General features: G+C 68.2%; 14 protein-coding genes and 2 pseudogenes. 13 read left to right on the plus strand and 3 right to left on the minus strand.

The window, feature by feature from the left end; genetic code table 11:
• Nucleotides 1-183 precede the first annotated feature (183 nt).
• The 11 genes and pseudogenes from urtA (TSH64_RS03555) to TSH64_RS36725 all read left to right on the plus strand — a co-directional run.
• Nucleotides 184-1,458, plus strand: a complete 1,275-nt coding sequence (gene urtA, locus TSH64_RS03555; protein ID WP_109095585.1) for an urea ABC transporter substrate-binding protein — start codon at nt 184-186, stop codon at nt 1,456-1,458.
• Nucleotides 1,459-1,551: 93 nt separating this feature from the next.
• Nucleotides 1,552-2,478 carry an urea ABC transporter permease subunit UrtB gene (urtB, locus tag TSH64_RS03560; RefSeq protein WP_109050810.1) on the plus strand — a complete coding sequence of 309 codons (927 nt, stop codon included), beginning with the start codon at nt 1,552-1,554 and terminating at the stop codon, nt 2,476-2,478.
• 13 nt (nt 2,479-2,491) lie between these two features.
• Nucleotides 2,492-3,640, plus strand: a complete 1,149-nt coding sequence (gene urtC / locus TSH64_RS03565) for an urea ABC transporter permease subunit UrtC (protein WP_109095586.1) — start codon at nt 2,492-2,494, stop codon at nt 3,638-3,640.
• 15 nt (nt 3,641-3,655) lie between these two features.
• Complete coding sequence (urtD, locus tag TSH64_RS03570) at nt 3,656-4,402, plus strand: urea ABC transporter ATP-binding protein UrtD (protein ID WP_109050809.1); 747 nt, start codon at nt 3,656-3,658, stop codon at nt 4,400-4,402.
• Between the two features lie 45 nt (nt 4,403-4,447).
• On the plus strand, nt 4,448-5,137 hold the full coding sequence (gene urtE, locus TSH64_RS03575) for an urea ABC transporter ATP-binding subunit UrtE (RefSeq protein WP_109095587.1): 690 nt from the start codon (nt 4,448-4,450) through the stop codon (nt 5,135-5,137).
• A 592-nt stretch (nt 5,138-5,729) separates the two neighbouring features.
• A pseudogene (locus TSH64_RS36185) lies at nt 5,730-6,275 on the plus strand (methyl-accepting chemotaxis protein); the annotation flags it as partial.
• Between the two features lie 159 nt (nt 6,276-6,434).
• Nucleotides 6,435-7,637, plus strand: a complete 1,203-nt coding sequence (gene urtA, locus TSH64_RS35780) for an urea ABC transporter substrate-binding protein (protein ID WP_199237747.1) — start codon at nt 6,435-6,437, stop codon at nt 7,635-7,637.
• Nucleotides 7,638-7,701: 64 nt separating this feature from the next.
• On the plus strand, nt 7,702-8,934 hold the full coding sequence (gene fmdA / locus TSH64_RS03585) for a formamidase (RefSeq protein ID WP_109095589.1): 1,233 nt from the start codon (nt 7,702-7,704) through the stop codon (nt 8,932-8,934).
• Nucleotides 8,935-8,955: 21 nt separating this feature from the next.
• Nucleotides 8,956-9,300, plus strand: a complete 345-nt coding sequence (locus TSH64_RS03590) for a zinc ribbon domain-containing protein (protein WP_109095590.1) — start codon at nt 8,956-8,958, stop codon at nt 9,298-9,300.
• Nucleotides 9,301-9,724: 424 nt separating this feature from the next.
• Nucleotides 9,725-9,853, plus strand: a complete 129-nt coding sequence (locus TSH64_RS36555; RefSeq protein WP_282188092.1) for a hypothetical protein — start codon at nt 9,725-9,727, stop codon at nt 9,851-9,853.
• Nucleotides 9,850-9,999: pseudogene (locus tag TSH64_RS36725) on the plus strand (helix-turn-helix domain-containing protein); the annotation flags it as partial. The gene TSH64_RS36555 and the pseudogene TSH64_RS36725, both read left to right, overlap by 4 nt.
• A 127-nt stretch (nt 10,000-10,126) precedes the next feature.
• On the opposite strand, the gene cysE reads toward TSH64_RS36725, so the two are convergent.
• The 3 genes from cysE to TSH64_RS03610 are packed head-to-tail and all read right to left on the minus strand — an operon-like array spanning nt 10,127 to nt 13,728.
• Nucleotides 10,127-11,011, minus strand: coding sequence for a serine O-acetyltransferase (gene cysE / locus TSH64_RS03600; protein ID WP_247872727.1), 885 nt, complete (start codon nt 11,009-11,011; stop codon nt 10,127-10,129).
• Between the two features lie 10 nt (nt 11,012-11,021).
• Nucleotides 11,022-12,827 (minus strand): family 2A encapsulin nanocompartment cargo protein cysteine desulfurase, encoded by a 1,806-nt coding sequence (locus tag TSH64_RS03605; RefSeq protein ID WP_247872728.1) that lies wholly within the window; start codon nt 12,825-12,827, stop codon nt 11,022-11,024.
• Nucleotides 12,799-13,728 (minus strand): family 2A encapsulin nanocompartment shell protein, encoded by a 930-nt coding sequence (locus tag TSH64_RS03610; protein WP_109095593.1) that lies wholly within the window; start codon nt 13,726-13,728, stop codon nt 12,799-12,801. The genes TSH64_RS03605 and TSH64_RS03610 overlap by 29 nt, the downstream gene beginning before the upstream one ends.
• 616 nt (nt 13,729-14,344) lie before the next feature.
• Here TSH64_RS03610 and TSH64_RS03615 point away from each other — a divergent pair.
• Nucleotides 14,345-16,081 carry an EAL domain-containing protein gene (locus TSH64_RS03615; protein WP_247872729.1) on the plus strand — a complete coding sequence of 579 codons (1,737 nt, stop codon included), beginning with the start codon at nt 14,345-14,347 and terminating at the stop codon, nt 16,079-16,081.
• Between the two features lie 124 nt (nt 16,082-16,205).
• Complete coding sequence (locus TSH64_RS03620; RefSeq protein WP_247872730.1) at nt 16,206-16,808, plus strand: helix-turn-helix domain-containing protein; 603 nt, start codon at nt 16,206-16,208, stop codon at nt 16,806-16,808.
• The last annotated feature ends 58 nt before the right edge of the window (nt 16,809-16,866 follow it).

Genomic DNA, 16,866 nt, shown 5'->3' on the forward strand with positions numbered 1-16,866 from the left:
CCGCCCGCCACCCCTATACGCAAATCCACGTATTGCTGCACCGCACCGTTCGGCCAACCATCGGGGCGTCCTGTCGCGGATGGTTCCGCCAACTCCCCCCGAAAAAAAGCGCCTTTCAAAACAGCCGTCCCCCGGTTGCGGGCGGTCTTTGCAGGGCGACAACGGCCAACATCAGGAGGCTTCATGTCCTCGGACAAGATCAATGCGGACAAGCTCACCGGCGGCGCTCACTCGCCGCTCCGCCGCAAGCTCCTCCTCGGCATGGCGGCGCTGCCGGCCATCGGCCTGCTGCCGCGCGGCGCGCTGGCCCAGGCGCTGCCGACCGACGCCGTCAACACCACCAAGCTGGCCGTCACCGACAGCACGGTGAAGGTCGGCATCCTGCATTCCACCACCGGCACCATGGCGATCTCCGAGACCGGTTCGGTGCAGGCCGAGAAGCTGGCCATCGCCCAGATCAACGAGATGGGCGGCGTGCTGGGCCGCAAGATCGAGGTGATCCAGGAGGACGGCGCCAGCGACTGGCCGACCTTCGCCGAAAAGGCGCGCAAGCTGCTGGTCGAGGACAAGGTGGCGGCGGTGTTCGGCTGCTGGACGTCCGCCTCGCGCAAGGCGGTGCTGCCAGTGTTCGAGCAGTACAACGGCATGCTCTATTACCCGACCTTCTACGAAGGGCTGGAGCAGTCGAAGAATGTCATCTACACCGGGCAGGAAGCCACCCAGCAGATCCTGGCCGGGCTCGACTGGGTGACGAAGGAGAAGGGGGCGAAGACCTTCTTCCTGATCGGCTCCGACTATATCTGGCCGCGCACCTCCAACAAAATCGCCCGCAAGCACATCGAGATGCATGGGCAGAAGGTGGTCGGCGAGGAGTATTTCCCGCTCGGCCACACCCAGTTCAACTCGGTCATCAACAAGATCAAGCTGACCAAGCCGGACGTGATCTACGCTTCGGTCGTCGGCGGGTCGAACGTCGCCTTCTACAAGCAGCTGAAGGCGGCCGGCATCGACCTGAACAAGCAGACGCTGATGACCATCTCCGTCACCGAGGACGAGATGCTGGGCATCGGCGGCGAGAACATCGCCGGCGCCTATGCCTGCATGAAGTATTTCCAGTCGCTGAAGAACCCCAACAACGAGAAGTTCGTCGCCGCCTTCAAGAAGATGTGGGGCGGGGAGAGCGTGATCGGCGACGTCACCCAGGCGGGCTATCTCGGCCCCTGGCTGTGGAAGCTGACGGCGGAGAAGGCCAAGAGCTTCGACATCGACAAGATCGCCGCCGCGTCGGCCGGCATCGAGTTCACCGGCGCGCCGGAAGGCTATGTCCGCGTCCACGAGAACCATCATTTGTGGAGCAAGACGCGCGTCGGCCGCGCCCGCACCGACGGCCAGTTCGACGTCGTCTTCGAGACCGCTGACCTGATCGAGCCGAACCCCTTCCCCAAGGGCTACCAGTAAGCGGCGGCGGGGCTGGACCTGCCCCCTCTCCGGCCTTTCCCCGTCCAACGGCGGCGGGCCGGAGCGGGGGCCTCTCTGACGGGAGTTCCCATCATGTTCGAGGGCTACAGCCTGGCCGAGCTCGGGTCGATCTTTGCCATGCAGGGATTCGCGGGGCTCATCCTGTTTTCCGTTTTCGTGCTGATGGCGCTGGGCCTCGCCATCATCTTCGGGCAGATGGGCGTCATCAACATGGCGCACGGGGAGTTCATGATCCTCGGCGCCTATGTGACCTATCTCTGCTCCAACTTCATCTCCAGCACCGCGCCGGCGCTTTTCCCGGCCTATTTCTTCATCGCCATGGCGCTGGCCTTCCTCGCCAGCGGGGCGCTGGGGATGCTGGTGGAGTGGGCGATGATCCGCTTCCTCTACCGCCGGCCGCTCGACACGCTGCTGGCGACCTGGGGATTGAGCCTGATCCTCCAGCAGATCTTCCGCTCCGTCTTCGGCGCGCGCGAGGTCGGCGTGGTGCTGCCCGACTGGCTGATGGGATCGGTCGCCGTCACCGACACCATCGAGGTGCCGATCAACGGCCTGTTCGTCATGGGTTTGACCATGACCATCACCGTCGTGATCTACGCCGTGATGTTCCGCTCGCGCTGGGGCCAGGGCGTGCGGGCGGTGATGCAGAACCGGGTGATGGCCGGCGCCGTCGGCATCAACACCGAGAAGGTCGACCGCTACACCTTCGGGCTCGGCTGCGGCATCGCCGGGGTGGCGGGCAGCGCCTTCACCATGGTGGGTTCCACCGGGCCGACCTCGGGCCAGCTCTACATCGTCGACACCTTCCTGGTCGTGGTGTTCGGCGGCGCCCAGAGCCTGATCGGCACCATCGCGTCGGCCTTCACCATCAGCCAGGCGCAGTCGACGATGGAGTTCTTCCTCAGCGGCTCGACCGCCAAGGTGCTGACGCTGCTGACCGTCGTCGTGATCCTGATGCTGCGCCCGCAGGGCCTGTTCGTCCTCAAAGTCCGCCGCTGAGGAGCCATTGACCATGACGCGCACCCCAAACAGTCGCTTCTTCGGCCGCCTGGACGGCGACATCGCGGGCATCCTGCTGCTGGCCGCCCTGCTGATCGTCGTCCTGCCGCTGGGGCTCGACATCTTCCGGCTGAACATGGTCGGCAAATACCTGACCTACGCCTTCGTGGCGCTCGGCCTCGTGCTGTGCTGGGGCAGCGCCGGCATCCTTTCGCTGGGGCAGGGCATCTTCTTCGGCATCGGCGGCTATTGCATGGCGATGTTCCTGAAGCTGGAGGCCTCCAGCCCGGAGGCGACCAAGATCCAGTCCACCCCCGGCATCCCCGACTTCATGGACTGGAACCAGCTGAAGGAACTGCCCTGGTTCTGGGAGCCGTTCCACAGCCTGACCTTTGCCACCGTCGCGGTGGTGGCGGTCCCGGCGCTGCTGGCCTTCATCGTCGGGCTGGCGATGTTCAAGCGGCGGGTCGGCGGCGTCTATTTCGCCATCATCACCCAGGCCTTCGCCGCCATCCTGACCATCCTGATCGTCGGCCAGCAGGGCTACACCGGCGGCATCAACGGCATCACCGACCTGCGCACGCTGAAGGGCTGGGACATCCGCACCGACGAGGCGAAGCTGGTGCTGTATTTCGTCAACGCCGCCTTGCTGATCGGCTGCATCCTGCTGTGCCTCTATGTCCGCCGCTCCAAGCTGGGCCGCATCCTGGTGGCGCTGCGCGACAAGGAGGACCGGGTCCGCTTCTCCGGCTACGACGTCGCCAACTTCAAGATCTTCGTCTTCTGCTTCGCGGCGGCGCTGTCGGCGGTGGGGGGTGCCATGTTCACGCTCCAGGTCGGCTTCATGTCGCCGTCCTTCGTCGGCATCGTGCCGTCGATCGAGATGGTCATCTACTGCGCGGTCGGGGGCCGGCTGTCGCTGCTGGGTGCCGTGTACGGCACGCTGCTGGTCAACTGGGCCAAGACGATGCTGTCTGAGAGCTTCCCGGAGCTGTGGCTGTTCGCCATGGGCGCGCTGTTCATCGGCGTGGTGATGGTGTTCCCCAACGGGCTGGCCGGGCTCTACCAGCAGTTCATCGCCCCCAGGCTTGGCCGCCTGCGGCCCCGTTCGGGGTCCGGTGCCGGCGCGCCGATCATCCCGCCGCACACCGCCGCCGACTGAGGAGGGACGGATCCCATGGCGAACCCCACCGATTACCTGCTGGCGGTCGAAGGGCTGACCGTCTCCTTCGACGGCTTCAAGGCGGTCAACGACCTGTCCTTCTACGTCGACAGCAACGAGATCCACGTCATCATCGGCCCGAACGGCGCCGGCAAGACCACGGTGCTCGACCTGATCTGCGGACGGACCAAGGCGTCCGGCGGCTCCATCAAGTTCCGCAACCGGGAATTGACGGCGATGAAGGAGCACCAGATCGTCACCGCCGGGGTCGGGCGCAAGTTCCAGAACCCGTCGATCTACGACGACCTGACGGTGTTCGAGAATCTGGAGATCTCCTACCCCCGCGGCCGCAGCGTGTTCGGCGCGCTGGCCTTCAAGCGCGATGCCGCGGTGCGCGAGCGGGTGGCGGAGATCGCCGAGATGATCTTCCTGGCCGACCATCTCGACCAGCGCGCCGAATATCTCAGCCATGGCCAGAAGCAGTGGCTGGAGATCGGCATGCTGCTGATCCAGGACCCCGAGCTGCTGATGCTGGACGAGCCGGTCGCCGGCATGAGCGTCAACGAGCGCAAGAAGACCGCCGAGCTGCTGAACCGCATCATCCAGAACCGGTCGGTGCTGGTGATCGAGCACGACATGAAGTTCGTCGAGGACATCGCCCACCGCGTCACCGTGCTGCACCAGGGGAAGATCCTGTCGGAAGGCAGCATGGAGCGGGTGAAGAACGACCCCAAGGTCGTCGAAGTCTATCTCGGCCATTGATTCATCGGGCCAGAGTCATTTGGGCCATTGACCGGAGGAACCGACATGCTGTCCGTCAACCAACTGCGCGTGTCCTACGGCGAGAGCGAGGTTCTGCACGGGCTGGACTTCACGGTGGCGCCGGGCGAGATCGTCGCCGTCATGGGCCGCAACGGCATGGGCAAGACGACGCTGATGAAGTCGCTGATGGGGATCGTGCCGGCCCGGTCCGGCGCCGTCCGCATCGGCGGGACCGAGATCACCGGTCTCAAGAGCTACGAGCGGGTGGCGAAGGGCGTCGCCTATGTCCCGCAGGGCCGCATGATCTTCCCTGCCATGACCGTGCAGGAGAACATCGAGACCGGCCTGACCGTGCATGGCGGGCGCAGCGTGCCGGGCGATCTCTACGAGCTGTTCCCGGTGCTGCTGGAGATGAAGGGCCGCCGTGGCGGCAACCTGTCGGGCGGCCAGCAGCAGCAGCTCGCCATTGCCCGCGCCCTGGCGACCAAGCCGAAGGTCCTGCTGCTGGACGAGCCGACCGAAGGCATCCAGCCGTCGATCATCCGCGAGATGGCCCGCACGCTCCGCCGCATCCGCGACGAGAAGGGGTTGAGCATCGTCGTGTCGGAGCAGGTGCTGAGCTTCGCGCTCGACATCGCCGACCGGGTGCTGGTGATCGAGAACGGCGAGATCGTCCACGAGGACAGCCGCGACCGCATCGACGAGGCGAAGGTCGCGCGACTGCTGTCGGTCTGACCCCGGGCAGGACACTGCCGCCTTCGCCCCTTTCCCGCATCCCGCCTCTCCACCGCAGAAGGGAAGCGCCATGACTCCCGCGAAGTCCGCATCCACCGCCTGTGCCGTGGTCGCCCTGCTGTCCGCTATGGCGGTGCCGCTGACCGGTTCGACCGGTGTGGCGACCGCCGGCCTCGCCGTTTCCGCAGCGCTGGCCGCCGCCGCCGCCGTCTTCGCGCACCGCCGGGACGCGGCACTCGGGCCGCTCGGCACCCGCGCCGCGGCGCTGTCCGGTTCGGGCGGTGGCACAGGCGGTGGCACGGGCGGCGACCCGGTGCGCGAGCTTGCCGACGCCCTCGACCGCATCGCCGCCGCCACAGAGCTGCGCGACGCTCGGGAGGCGGAGCGCGAGGCAGAACGCAAGGCGACCGAGGAGCGCGCCGCCCGGCTGGAGGCGCTGACCCGTGCCTTCGAGAGCAAGGTCGGCCGGCTGGTGCAGACCGTCTCGTCGGCCGCCGCCGAGATGACCGGCACCGCCACGGCGATGAGCGAGACCGCCGGGCGCAGCAACCGGCTGTCGGCGGCGATGTCGCAGTCGTCGGCCCAGGCGTCGATGAATGTCCAGACCGTGGCGACGGCGACGGAGGAGCTGTCGGCCTCGATCCAGGAGATCGGCCGGCAGGTCGCGTCCTCGGCCGCCATCGCCGGCAAGGCGGTCGCCGACACCCGCCGCACCGACACGGTGGTGCAGAGCCTGGCCGACAGCGCCGGGCGGATCGGGCAGGTGATCGGGCTGATCCAGGGAATCGCCGGCCAGACCAACCTCTTGGCGCTGAACGCCACCATCGAGGCCGCGCGTGCGGGGGAGGCCGGCAAGGGCTTCGCCGTCGTCGCCAGCGAGGTCAAGACGCTGGCCAACCAGACCGCCAGGGCGACGGAGGACATCGCCACCCAGGTCGGCGCCATCCAGTCGGCGACGGCCGAGGCGGTGTCCGCCATCCGCTCCATCGCCGGCACCATCGCCGAGATCAACGAGATCGCCGCCGCCATCGCCGCCGCCGTCGAGCAGCAGGGGGCGGCCACCGGCGAGATCGCCCGAAACGTGCAAGAGGCGGCGCGCGGCACCGAAAGCGTGGCGTCCAACATCGCCGGCGTCTCGGACGCGGCGTCCGACACCGGCACGGCGGCCGGGCAGGTGCTGGGCGTCGCCTCCCAGGTCGCCGGCCATGCCGACGAGCTGAGCCGCGAGGTCAACAATTTCCTGGCGGAGGTCAGCCTGCAGGCGGCGCTGCGCCGCCGCGCCTCGGTCGCGGGGCGGATGGCGGCGGCCACGGTGCGGCGCACCCAGGGTCTGGCGCCCGGCGCGCCGGCCACCGCCGTGGTGAACAAAACCGGCATCGCCGTCACCGACGAAACGGTTAAGGTCGGCATCCTGCATTCCGTCACCGGCACCATGGCGCTGAGCGAGGGCGGGTCGATCCAGGCGGAGATGCTGGCGATCCAGCAGATCAACGAGTTGGGCGGCGTGCTGGGCCGGCGGATCGAGATCGCGCAGGAGGACGGCGCCAGCGACTGGCCGACCTTCGCCGCCCGCGCCGACAAGCTGCTCGGGGCCGACAAGGTGGCGGCGATCTTCGGCTGCTGGACCTCCGCCTCGCGCAAGGAGGTGCTGCCGGTGCTGGAGAAGCGCGGCGGCCTGCTCTACTACCCGACCTTCTACGAAGGTTTGGAGCAGTCGAAACACGTCATCTACACCGGGCAGGAGGCGACGCAGCAGATCCTGGCCGGGCTGGACTGGGTGATGCGCGAGAAGAAGGCGAAGAGCTTCTTCCTGATCGGGTCGGACTATATCTGGCCGCGCGCCTCCAACGCCATCGCCCGCCGCCACATCGAGGCCAGTGGCTGCCGCGTCGTCGGCGAGGAGTATGCCGAACTCGGCGACACCCGCTTCGAGACCATCGTCGCGCGGATCAAGGCGGACAAGCCCGACGTGATCTACGCCATCGTCGTCGGTGGCTCCAACGTCGCCTTCTACAAGCAGCTGAAGGCGGCCGGGATCGAGCTGGACCGCCAGATCCTGATGACCAACAGCGTCACCGAGGACGAGATGATGGGCATCGGCGGCGAGAACATCGCCGGGGCCTTCACCTGCGCCAAATATTTCCAGAGCCTGGAGCTGCCGGCCAACCGCGCCTTCGTCGCCGCCTTCAAGGCGATGTGGGGAGCGGACAGCGTCATCGGCGACGTCACCCACAATGCCTATCTAGGCCCCTGGCTGTGGAAGCTGGCGGTGGAGAAGGCCGGCAGCTTCGACGTGGCGCGCGTCGTCGCCGCCTCGCCCGGCATCGAGTTCGCCGGGGCGCCAGCCGGTCCCCTGCGCATCCACGAGAACCATCACCTGTGGACCCGGACCCGCATCGGCCGCGCCCGGCGCGACGGCCAGTTCGACTTGGTCTTCGAGACACGGGACCTGATCGAGCCGAACCCCTTCCCGGACGGCTTCCGGGAACTGGCGGCCTGAGTTCGGCAGACCGCGTCCCCGCCTTTCGCCCCCCCATCAGTCCAGCAATAAGGAAGAGCAAACCATGGCTGACACCCTGATCAAGGCCGACCTGTCGCAGTCTCCCTACGAGAACGACATGATCCACAACCGCTGGCACCCGGACATCCCGATGGCGGTGACGGTGAAGCCGGGCGACGACTTCATCCTTGAATGCTACGACTGGACCGGCGGCCAGATCAAAAACGACGACGATGCCGCCGACGTGCGCGACGTCGACCTCAGCCAGGTCCATTTCCTGTCCGGCCCGGTCGGGGTCGAGGGGGCGGAGCCGGGCGACCTGCTGGTGGTCGACCTGCTCGACATCGGCGCCTTCCCGCAGCAGCAGTGGGGCTTCAACGGCTTCTTCTCCAAGCAGAATGGCGGCGGTTTCCTGACCGAGCATTTCCCGCTGGCCCAGAAGTCGATCTGGGACTTCGAGGGCATGTTCACCAAGTCGCGCCACATCCCCGGCGTCCGCTTCGCCGGCCTGATCCACCCCGGTCTGATCGGCTGCCTGCCGTCGCACGACCTGCTGGCCAAGTGGAACAAGCGCGAGCAGGCGCTGATCGACACCAACCCGACCCGCGTCCCCGGCCTCGCCAACCCGCCCTATGCCCCGACCGCCCATATGGGCCGGCTGAAGGGCGAGGCCCGCGACAAGGCGGCGGCGGAGGGTGCGCGCACCGTGCCGCCGCGCGAGCATGGTGGCAACTGCGACATCAAGGACCTGTCGCGCGGCTCGCGCATCTATTTCCCGGTCTATGTGAAGGGCGCCGGCCTGTCGATGGGCGACCTGCATTTCAGCCAGGGCGACGGCGAGATCACCTTCTGCGGCGCCATCGAGATGGCGGGCTGGGCACACCTGAAGGTGAACCTGATCAAGGACGGCATGGCGAAGTACGGGATCAAGAACCCGATCTTCAAGCCGAGCCCCATCGTCCCGACCTACAACGACTACCTGATCTTCGAGGGCATCTCGGTAGACGAGGCGGGCGAGCAGCATTACCTGGACGTCCATGTCGCCTACCGGCAGGCCTGCCTGAACGCCATCGAATATCTGAAGAAGTTCGGCTATTCCGGCGCCCAGGCCTATTCGATCCTCGGCACCGCCCCGGTGCAGGGCCACATCAGCGGCGTCGTCGACGTGCCCAACGCCTGCGCCACCCTGTTCCTGCCGACGCAGATCTTCGACTTCGACATCAGCCCGAACGCCGACGGCCCGACCAAGTTCATCAGCGGCGATGTCGACATGCCCATCGCGCCGGACTGGGTCTAACCAGCAAGGGGAGGCTGCGCCATGCCGATGTACGATTACGAGTGCCCGACCTGCGGCGACTTCACCGAGATGCGGCCGATGGCGGAAAGCGGCCTGCCGCAGCCCTGCCCCTATTGCGAGGTGCCGTCGCCGCGGGTGATCCGCCGGGCGCCGGCTTTCTCCAGCGTCTCCGCCGCGACGCGGACGGCGCATGCCACCAACGAGCGCAGCGCCGACCGGCCGAGCCTGCTGTCGGAGGTCGGGCCGAAGCACAAGCATGGTCCCGGCTGCGGCTGCGGAAGCGGCGGAAAGGGACGGTCGGTGCTGCGCACCCCCGACGGTGCAAAGGGGTTTCCGACGGCAAGGCCGTGGATGATCAGCCACTGAAGGGGGGGGCATCCGGGGAGGGCTTCGGACGGTGGACGGGTGCGGAGCCTGTCCAACGCCCCCGATCCCACAACGCGGCTCCTCCGGAAGAGCCGGCCCGGTTCAGATTGACTTGGATTGCCTGGCCTGTGGCCATGAGCGGCGTCGTGCGTGATTCGGCATCCGGGGGCATTGCCGTGTGAAAAACACCGGCAAGCTCCTTCACGGGGTTGGAGTGGGTCGCCCGGTAGGCGATAATGGAGCGGTGGGTCCGTCGCTGAGACTGCCTGCGCTCGACACCCGTGAAGGAAAACAGAAAGTGATGTTGAACTCAGACTTCGGGGCCCCCCTCGACAAGCTCTGCCCGAAGTGCGAGAGCGCAAATCTCGTCCACAGCGTGGAAACGCAGGCGGTCCGTTTCCCCTATGGACCCGGAGACGTCCTGATGGCGACCGTCGATGTGCAGGTCCCCGTCACCACCTGCGGATCCTGCGGGGACGCCTGGACCGATGCCCGGGCGGAGAGCGTCCGGGAGGAAGCCGTCTTGCAGCGCCTTGCCGAGTTGAAGGCCTGAGCGGTCTGCCGCAGCGCGCCCCGGCCAGGCGGTCGGGACTCAGCAACGGACTGATTTCATTGATCGAAAAGGACCGGGTCAGTCCGTCCGTCTCCTCCCTGGAGAAGATTCTCGACAGCTTTCCAATCGGTCTGGCCGACTTCTTTGCGATGCCGTCCGGCGCCTTCGCGGAGCCGGGCCTTGTCGGCCGCATGGACGAGGGGGCATCGCCCTGAGGGTATGCTCCGGTGGCGGCGTGGGGCTCTCCCACGCCGGTCTCCATGACGGCAGGGGTCAGATCGTGTAATCCGGCTCCGGCAGGCTCATGTCCATCTCTTCCGCCGGGGCCTGCGGCGAGGTGGTCCAGCCGACGATCCTGGCCGGCACCCCGGCCACGGTGGCGCCGGGCGGCACCGGCTTCAGCACCACGCTGCCGGCGCCGACCTTGGCATGCCGGCCGATCTCGATGTTGCCGAGAACCTTGGCGCCTGCGGCCAGCAGGACGCCGTCGCGCACCTTGGGATGGCGGTCGCCATGCTCCTTGCCGGTGCCGCCCAGGGTGACGCCCTGGAGGATCGACACGTCGTCGCCGACCTCCGCCGTCTCGCCGATGACGACGCCGGTGCCATGGTCGATCAGCACGCCGCAGCCGAACGGCACCGCGGGATGGATGTCGACGGCGAAGGCTTCCGACACCCGGCTTTGCAGGAAATGCGCGAGTTCGGTGCGCCCATGCCGCCACAGCCAATGGGCGACGCGGTGCCATTGCAGGGCATGGAAGCCCTTGAAGTAGAGGAAGGGCGTCAGGCAGCCGTCGGCCGCCGGATCGCGGGCGACGATGGCGCCGAGGTCGGCGACCGCCGCCGCGACGATGGCCGGCTCCTCCGAATAGGCGGTCTCGGCGAGATCGGCGAGCCGCTCCGCCGAGATGTACCAGTCGCCCAGCTTGCGGGCGAGATGGCCGCCCAGCGCCGATCCGAAGCCTTCATGCGACAGCACGGCGATGTGGATGAAGCTGCGCAGCAGCGGATCGCGGCCGGCAGCATCCTCGGCATCCGCGCGCAGCCTGGTCCACAGCGCGGCTTCGGCCCGGTCGCCCGCCGCCGCCCGTTCGGGAGTCCGCGACGCGGCGGCGAAGCAGGCCGGGGTGACGATGCGGCCCATGGGCGTCTTCCTCACGACCGCCGTCTCACGACCGCTGCCCGCGCCGGACCAGCTCGGCCCGGATGCGGTGGAGGGCGGCGGTCAGCGCGTCGATGTCCTCGCAGCTGTTGTAGAAGGCGAGCGAGGGGCGCACCGTGCTTTCCACCCCGAAGCGGCGCAGGATCGGCTGGGCGCAGTGATGGCCGGAGCGCACGGCGATGCCCTCGCGGTCGAGCGCGCGGCCGATGTCCTCCGTCCTGCAGCCGTCCAGCACGAAGGACAGCACGCCGGCCTTCTCCCGCGCGGTGCCGATCAGCCGCAGGCCGGGCACGGTCAGCAGGCCGGCGGTCGCGTAGTCGAGCAGGTGATGCTCGTAGGCGGCGATGGCCGGCATGCCGATCCGCTCGAGATAGGCGATGGCCGCCCCCAGCCCCACCGCGTCGGCGATGTTGCCGGTGCCCGCCTCGAACCGCATCGGCGCCGGCTGGTAGACGGTCTTCTCGAAGGTGACGTCGGCGATCATGTTGCCGCCGCCCTGCCAGGGCTGCATGCCCTCCAGAACGTCGAGACGGCCGTAAAGCACGCCGATGCCGGTGGGGGCGAACATCTTGTGGCCCGACAGCACGAAGAAGTCGCAGCCGAGAGACTGGACGTTCACCGGCATGTGCGACACCGCCTGCGCCCCGTCCACCAGGGTGCGGATGCCGGCGGCGCGTGCCATCGCCACCATCTCCGCCGCCGGGGTGACGGTGCCGAGCGCGTTCGACACCAGGGTCAGCGACACCAGCTTCGTGCGCGGCCCCAGCATGCGGGCATACTCGTCCATCCGGATCTGGCCGTCGTCGTCGACCGGCACCACCCGCAGCCGGGCCCCGGTTTCGGCACAGAGCTGCTGCCAGGGCACGATGTTGGCGTGATGCTCCAGCCAGGTGACGACGATCTCGTCGCCTTCGCGGACGGAATGGCGGCCCCAGGCCTTGGCGACCAGATTGATCGCCTCGGTGGCGCCGCGGACGAAGACGATCTCGCGGGTGTCGGCGGCCCCGACGAAGCGGCGGACCTTCTCGCGCGCATCCTCATAGGCGTCGGTGGCGCGGGCCGCCAGCGCATGGGCGGCGCGGTGGATGTTGGAGTTCTCCTCCGCGTAGAAGCGGGCGAGCCGGTCGATCACCGCTTGCGGCTTCTGCGTGGTGGCGGCGTTGTCCAGCCAGATCAGCGGTTTGCCATGCACCGTCTGGTTCAGGATCGGAAAGTCGCGCCGGGCGGCACGCGGGTCGAAGGCGGGAGCCGGCGGCAGGGGCAGGTCGGGGATCTGATCGGCGCGCAGCTGGATCGACAGCGCGCCGACATCGACAAGATGGCCGGGAGCGGCTGGAACCGTCGTTGCGGAGCCGCCCGGTGCAGCGGCGGGACTGCGTCCGAGGAAATATGGCTGTCCCGCCGGCAGGGCCGGACCGGTGGCCGGACCGGCGGCCGGCAGGGGAGATGTCTGGGGAGATGCCGGGGGAGATACCGGTGGCGGCACCAGCGACAGCGCGCCGCCCAGCGAATGCAGGATGGAACCGAGCCCGCCGTCGCCGGCCGGGGGTGCGGCGGCCGGAGCGACCGGAACGGCCGGAACCGGTCCCGGCGCATGGACGGCGGAAACCGCAGCCGGCGGCGGGGCCGCGCGGACGGCGGCCGGCTGGCCGTTGGGCAGCGCCTGAAAGAACTGGTTGGCGAGCCGGGCGATCAGGCCGGCATCGGGCGAGCCCGCGAGGCCGGCATCCCCTGCCGCCGCCGACGGCGGCAGGGTGAGCGCGTCGGCGGGAAGGCCGGCGGGATCAGGCATAGTCGTAATAATGGCCGACATTGACATCCTCCAGCACGCCGATGGCATCCTCGGTCAGGATCGCGGCCGAGCAGTAGAGCGAGATCAGGTAAGACGCGATGGCCTTGCGGTTGATGCCCATGAAGCGGACCGACAGGCTGGGCGCCACCTCGCCCGGAACGCCGGGCTGGAACAGGCCGATGACGCCCTGCTTCGCCTCGCCGGTGCGCAGCAGCAGGATGTTGGTGCGGCCGTCCGGCGTGACGTGCAGCTTGTCGCTGGGGATCAGCGGCAGGCCGCGCCAGGTCAGGAAGGGCGAGCCGTGCAGGGTGACGGTGGGCGGCGGCACGCCGCGGCGGGTGCATTCGCGGCCGAAGGCGGCGATGGCGCGCGGATGGGCCAGGAAAAAGGCGGGCTCCTTCCACACTTTGGCGATCAGCTCGTCCAGGTCGTCGGGGGTGGGCTGGCCCTTGCGGGTCTTGACGCGCTGGCCGGGGGCGGCGTTGGTCAGCAGGCCGTATTCGGCGTTGTTGATCAGCTCGCTTTCCTGGCGCTCCTTCACCTTCTCGATCAGCAGCCGCAGCTGTTCCTGGATCTGGTCGATGGGGTGGCTGTAGAGGTCGGAGACGCGGGTCTGGACGTCCAGAACCGTCGTCACCGCGTTCAGCGAATATTCGCGCGGGCTTTCATCGTAGGGGACGAAGGTTTCCGGCAGGTCGGCGTCGTTGCGCGGGCTGCATTCCACCTCGGTCCGCACCTGGCCCTGCGGGTCGATGACGCGGTTCAGGCGGTAGATGCCGGCCTCGACCGGCGTCCAGGGCAGAAAGGACACCAGCCAGCGCGGCGTGATGCCCGACCATTGCGCCCGCGTCTTGGTGGCGTTGGCGAGTTGGCGGGCCGCCTGCTCGTTCAATGTTCGGCGCAGCTCGGTGTCTTCGGACATGGGAATCGGCTCCTTGCGAAGGGCGATGGCAGTGAATGGCGCTCCGGCGGCGCGTGTGACGGCGATGGCCGCCGCGGCGGCTGCGTGGAGGTGTCGGTGCGGGGAGTGGGTCGGGCTGACCGGCGGAAGGGGAAGCCCTCGCCTCGGGTCGCGGTCCGCCGGCGGCGGCCGCATCCCCGGCATCGGGGCAAGGCCGACCATGCACAGCTTCCGGCTGCCTCTCAAGCACCGGTAAAACAGCGCAGGTCGATTGATCCGCTATAACGGACAGACCTCCGTTCAATTGGGCCAAACCCTGATACCGGAGTATTCTCTGTTTAGAATCAGGAATTACCGCGGTCTTTTTCCTGTTCAAGAATAGGGAAATGCATGGACGGCTTTTGCGAAGCCGGTCGTGCTCTGTGGGGACGCCTGTGAAAGACCGGTGAAAACTTGGCGGTCGATTTTTATCGATGCGGGGGAATGCGCGGTAAAAACATACAAAATATGTACTATTATAATAATGCACACTGTGGATAATAATTCTCTCTTATGTGACATGGAAATGGTGACTCCCATGCCGCACTCGTCCCTTCGCCGGGCGGTTCCCTCGGCTGTGCAACCTGAGGAGGCCGGCGTGGCGCCGATCCTCCGTCTCGTCCTCGACAATATGGCGGAGGGGGTGTGCGTCGCCGGCTGCGACGGCCGCATCATAACCGCCAACCCGGCGGCGGAGGCGGTCTTCGGTCCGCTGGGCGGCGTCGCCTTCGATGCGCATTTCGGCAACCGCCTGCGGCTGGAGGACGGGGTCAGCCCGTGCCCAGACGCCCTGTGGCCGATGGGCCGGGCGATCCGCGGCGAGACGATGGACCGCGAGAGTCTGTATCTCGCCGCGGCCGTTCCCGGCGGAGCGGGCGTCTGGCTGCGGGTGAACGCCCGCCCGCTGGTTCAGGACGGCCGGTCGGTCGGCGGCGTGCTGGTGTTCCGCGACATCACCCAGGTCAAGGCGGTGGAGGACCGGATCGCCTGGCTGGCCCATTTCGATCCTTTGACCGGCCTTCCCAACCGCGTCGAGTTCCGCCGGCGCCTGGAGGCGGCGATTGCGGCGGCGCGGCGGGACGGCACCCGGCTGGCGGTGATGCTGCTCGATTTCGATGGCTTCAAGGAGATCAACGACCAGTTCGGCCATGCGGTGGGCGACGAGCTTCTCGTCGCGGTGGCCCGCCGGCTGCGCGACGCGCTGGAGGCCGGGGCGACGGTCGCGCGGCTGGGCGGCGACGAATTCACCGTCATCGTCGAGGAGGGCGGCGGCCGGACGGCCGATGCGGCCTCGCAGTCCCTGATCCGGGCGATGGCCGAACCGTTTCCGCTTGCCGGCGGCCGGCACCGGCTGACCGTCAGCATCGGCGTGGTCGGCCATCCCGCGCAGGGCGACGGTGCCGACGACCTGCTGCGCAAGGCGGACATGGCCATGTACCGGGCCAAGGAGCGCGGCGGCAGCACGGTCTGCCGGTATGACCCGGCGATGACGGACGCGGCGGCCGAGCGGGCCCGGCTGCGTGGGCTGCTGGCCGGCGCGCTGGAGCGCGGCGAGTTCCATCTCGCCTACCAGCCGCTGGTCGAGGCGGCCGGCGGCCGTCCCGTCGGGGTCGAGGCGCTGCTGCGTTGGCAGCCGCCGGGCGACGCCGCACCCGTTCCGCCGTCGGTGTTCATCCCCCTGTGCGAGGCGAGCGGGCTGATCCTTCCCATCGGCCGCTGGGTGCTGGAAACCGCCTGCCGGCAGATCCGGAGCTGGGCGGACGGCGGCGGGCCGCCTTTGGAGGTCGCGGTCAACGTATCGCCGCGCCAGCTTCGCGACCCTGCCCTGCTGGAGGATGTGCGGACGGTGCTGGAGACGACCGGCATCGATCCCGCCCTGCTGGTGCTGGAGGTGACCGAGGGGTTGCTGATCGAGGATATGGAGTACAGCCGCCATGTGCTGACCGGGCTGAAGCGGCTGGGGGTGCGTCTGGCGCTGGACGATTTCGGCACCGGCTATTCCAGCCTCAGCTATCTCAACAGCCTGCCGTTCGACGTGCTGAAGATGGACGGCTCCTTCACCCGCAATCTGGGGGCGGCGGACCTGGACAATGCCGGCGGACAGGCGGTCGCCCGCGCCATCATCGGGCTGGCGCGCAGCCTGTCGATGACCCTGGTCGCCGAGGGGGTGGAGACGCCGGCCCAGCTTGCCTGGCTGGCGGCGAACGGGTGCCGCCTGATCCAGGGCTACCTCATCGGACGGCCGCAACCGGCGCCGGCCGCCGCCACGCTGATCGGCCGGCTGGCCGCCGAGCATGAGCGCAGGCAGAATGAACGATTCGATTTTGTGATTTGAACCCGAAGGAACAGGCTGCGACGTTAAATCTACTTGCTGTATAGGCTAAAGGAGATATTCTCTTCTCATCCAATGGGAAATGCGGCCGGTGCACACAGGCCCGTTCAAGCGGAGAGGACGATCTGTGAGCGTGGCGAACGACGACTATGCTCCCTCCGGCGAGGATGCGATCCCCGCGATACTCGGGCGTCACCTGCGGCGTCTGCGCACCCGCCAGGGCCTGTCGCTGGAGCGGCTGGCGCGGCTGTCCGGGGTCAGCCGGGCGATGCTCGGGCAGATCGAGCTTGGACGCAGCGCGCCGACCATCACCGTGCTGTGGAAGATCGCCCGTGCGCTGGATGTCACGCTGGCGTCGCTGACCCGGTTCACCGAGCAGGGCGGGGTGGTGGTGGTGCGCCAATCCCAGACCAGGACGCTGGTTTCCGCGGATGGGCTGGCCCAGTCGCGGCTGCTGGCGCCGCCGGGGGAGGGGCGGGGGGCCGATGTCTTCGAGATCCGCCTGCATCCCAGCGGCAGCGAGGTCGGCGGCGGCCATCCGCCGGGGACCGGCGCCCATCTGGTCGTCGCGGAGGGAATGGTCGAGCTTCGGGCCGCCGGCGCCCTGCATAGGCTGGCCGCCGGCGACACCATTCTGTTCGACGCCGACGTCCCCTATGCCTGCGTGAATGTCGGCGACGGTGAATCCCTGCTGTTCCTCGTGCTGTCGCACACCGAAATCCTGCCCTGAGGCTTCCTCTCGGCGCCCGCCGTCACCCAGCCGTGGAACGGCGCGCAGCGTTGCGGTC

This window comes from Azospirillum sp. TSH64 (assembly GCF_003116035.1).
Lineage (GTDB): Bacteria > Pseudomonadota > Alphaproteobacteria > Azospirillales > Azospirillaceae > Azospirillum.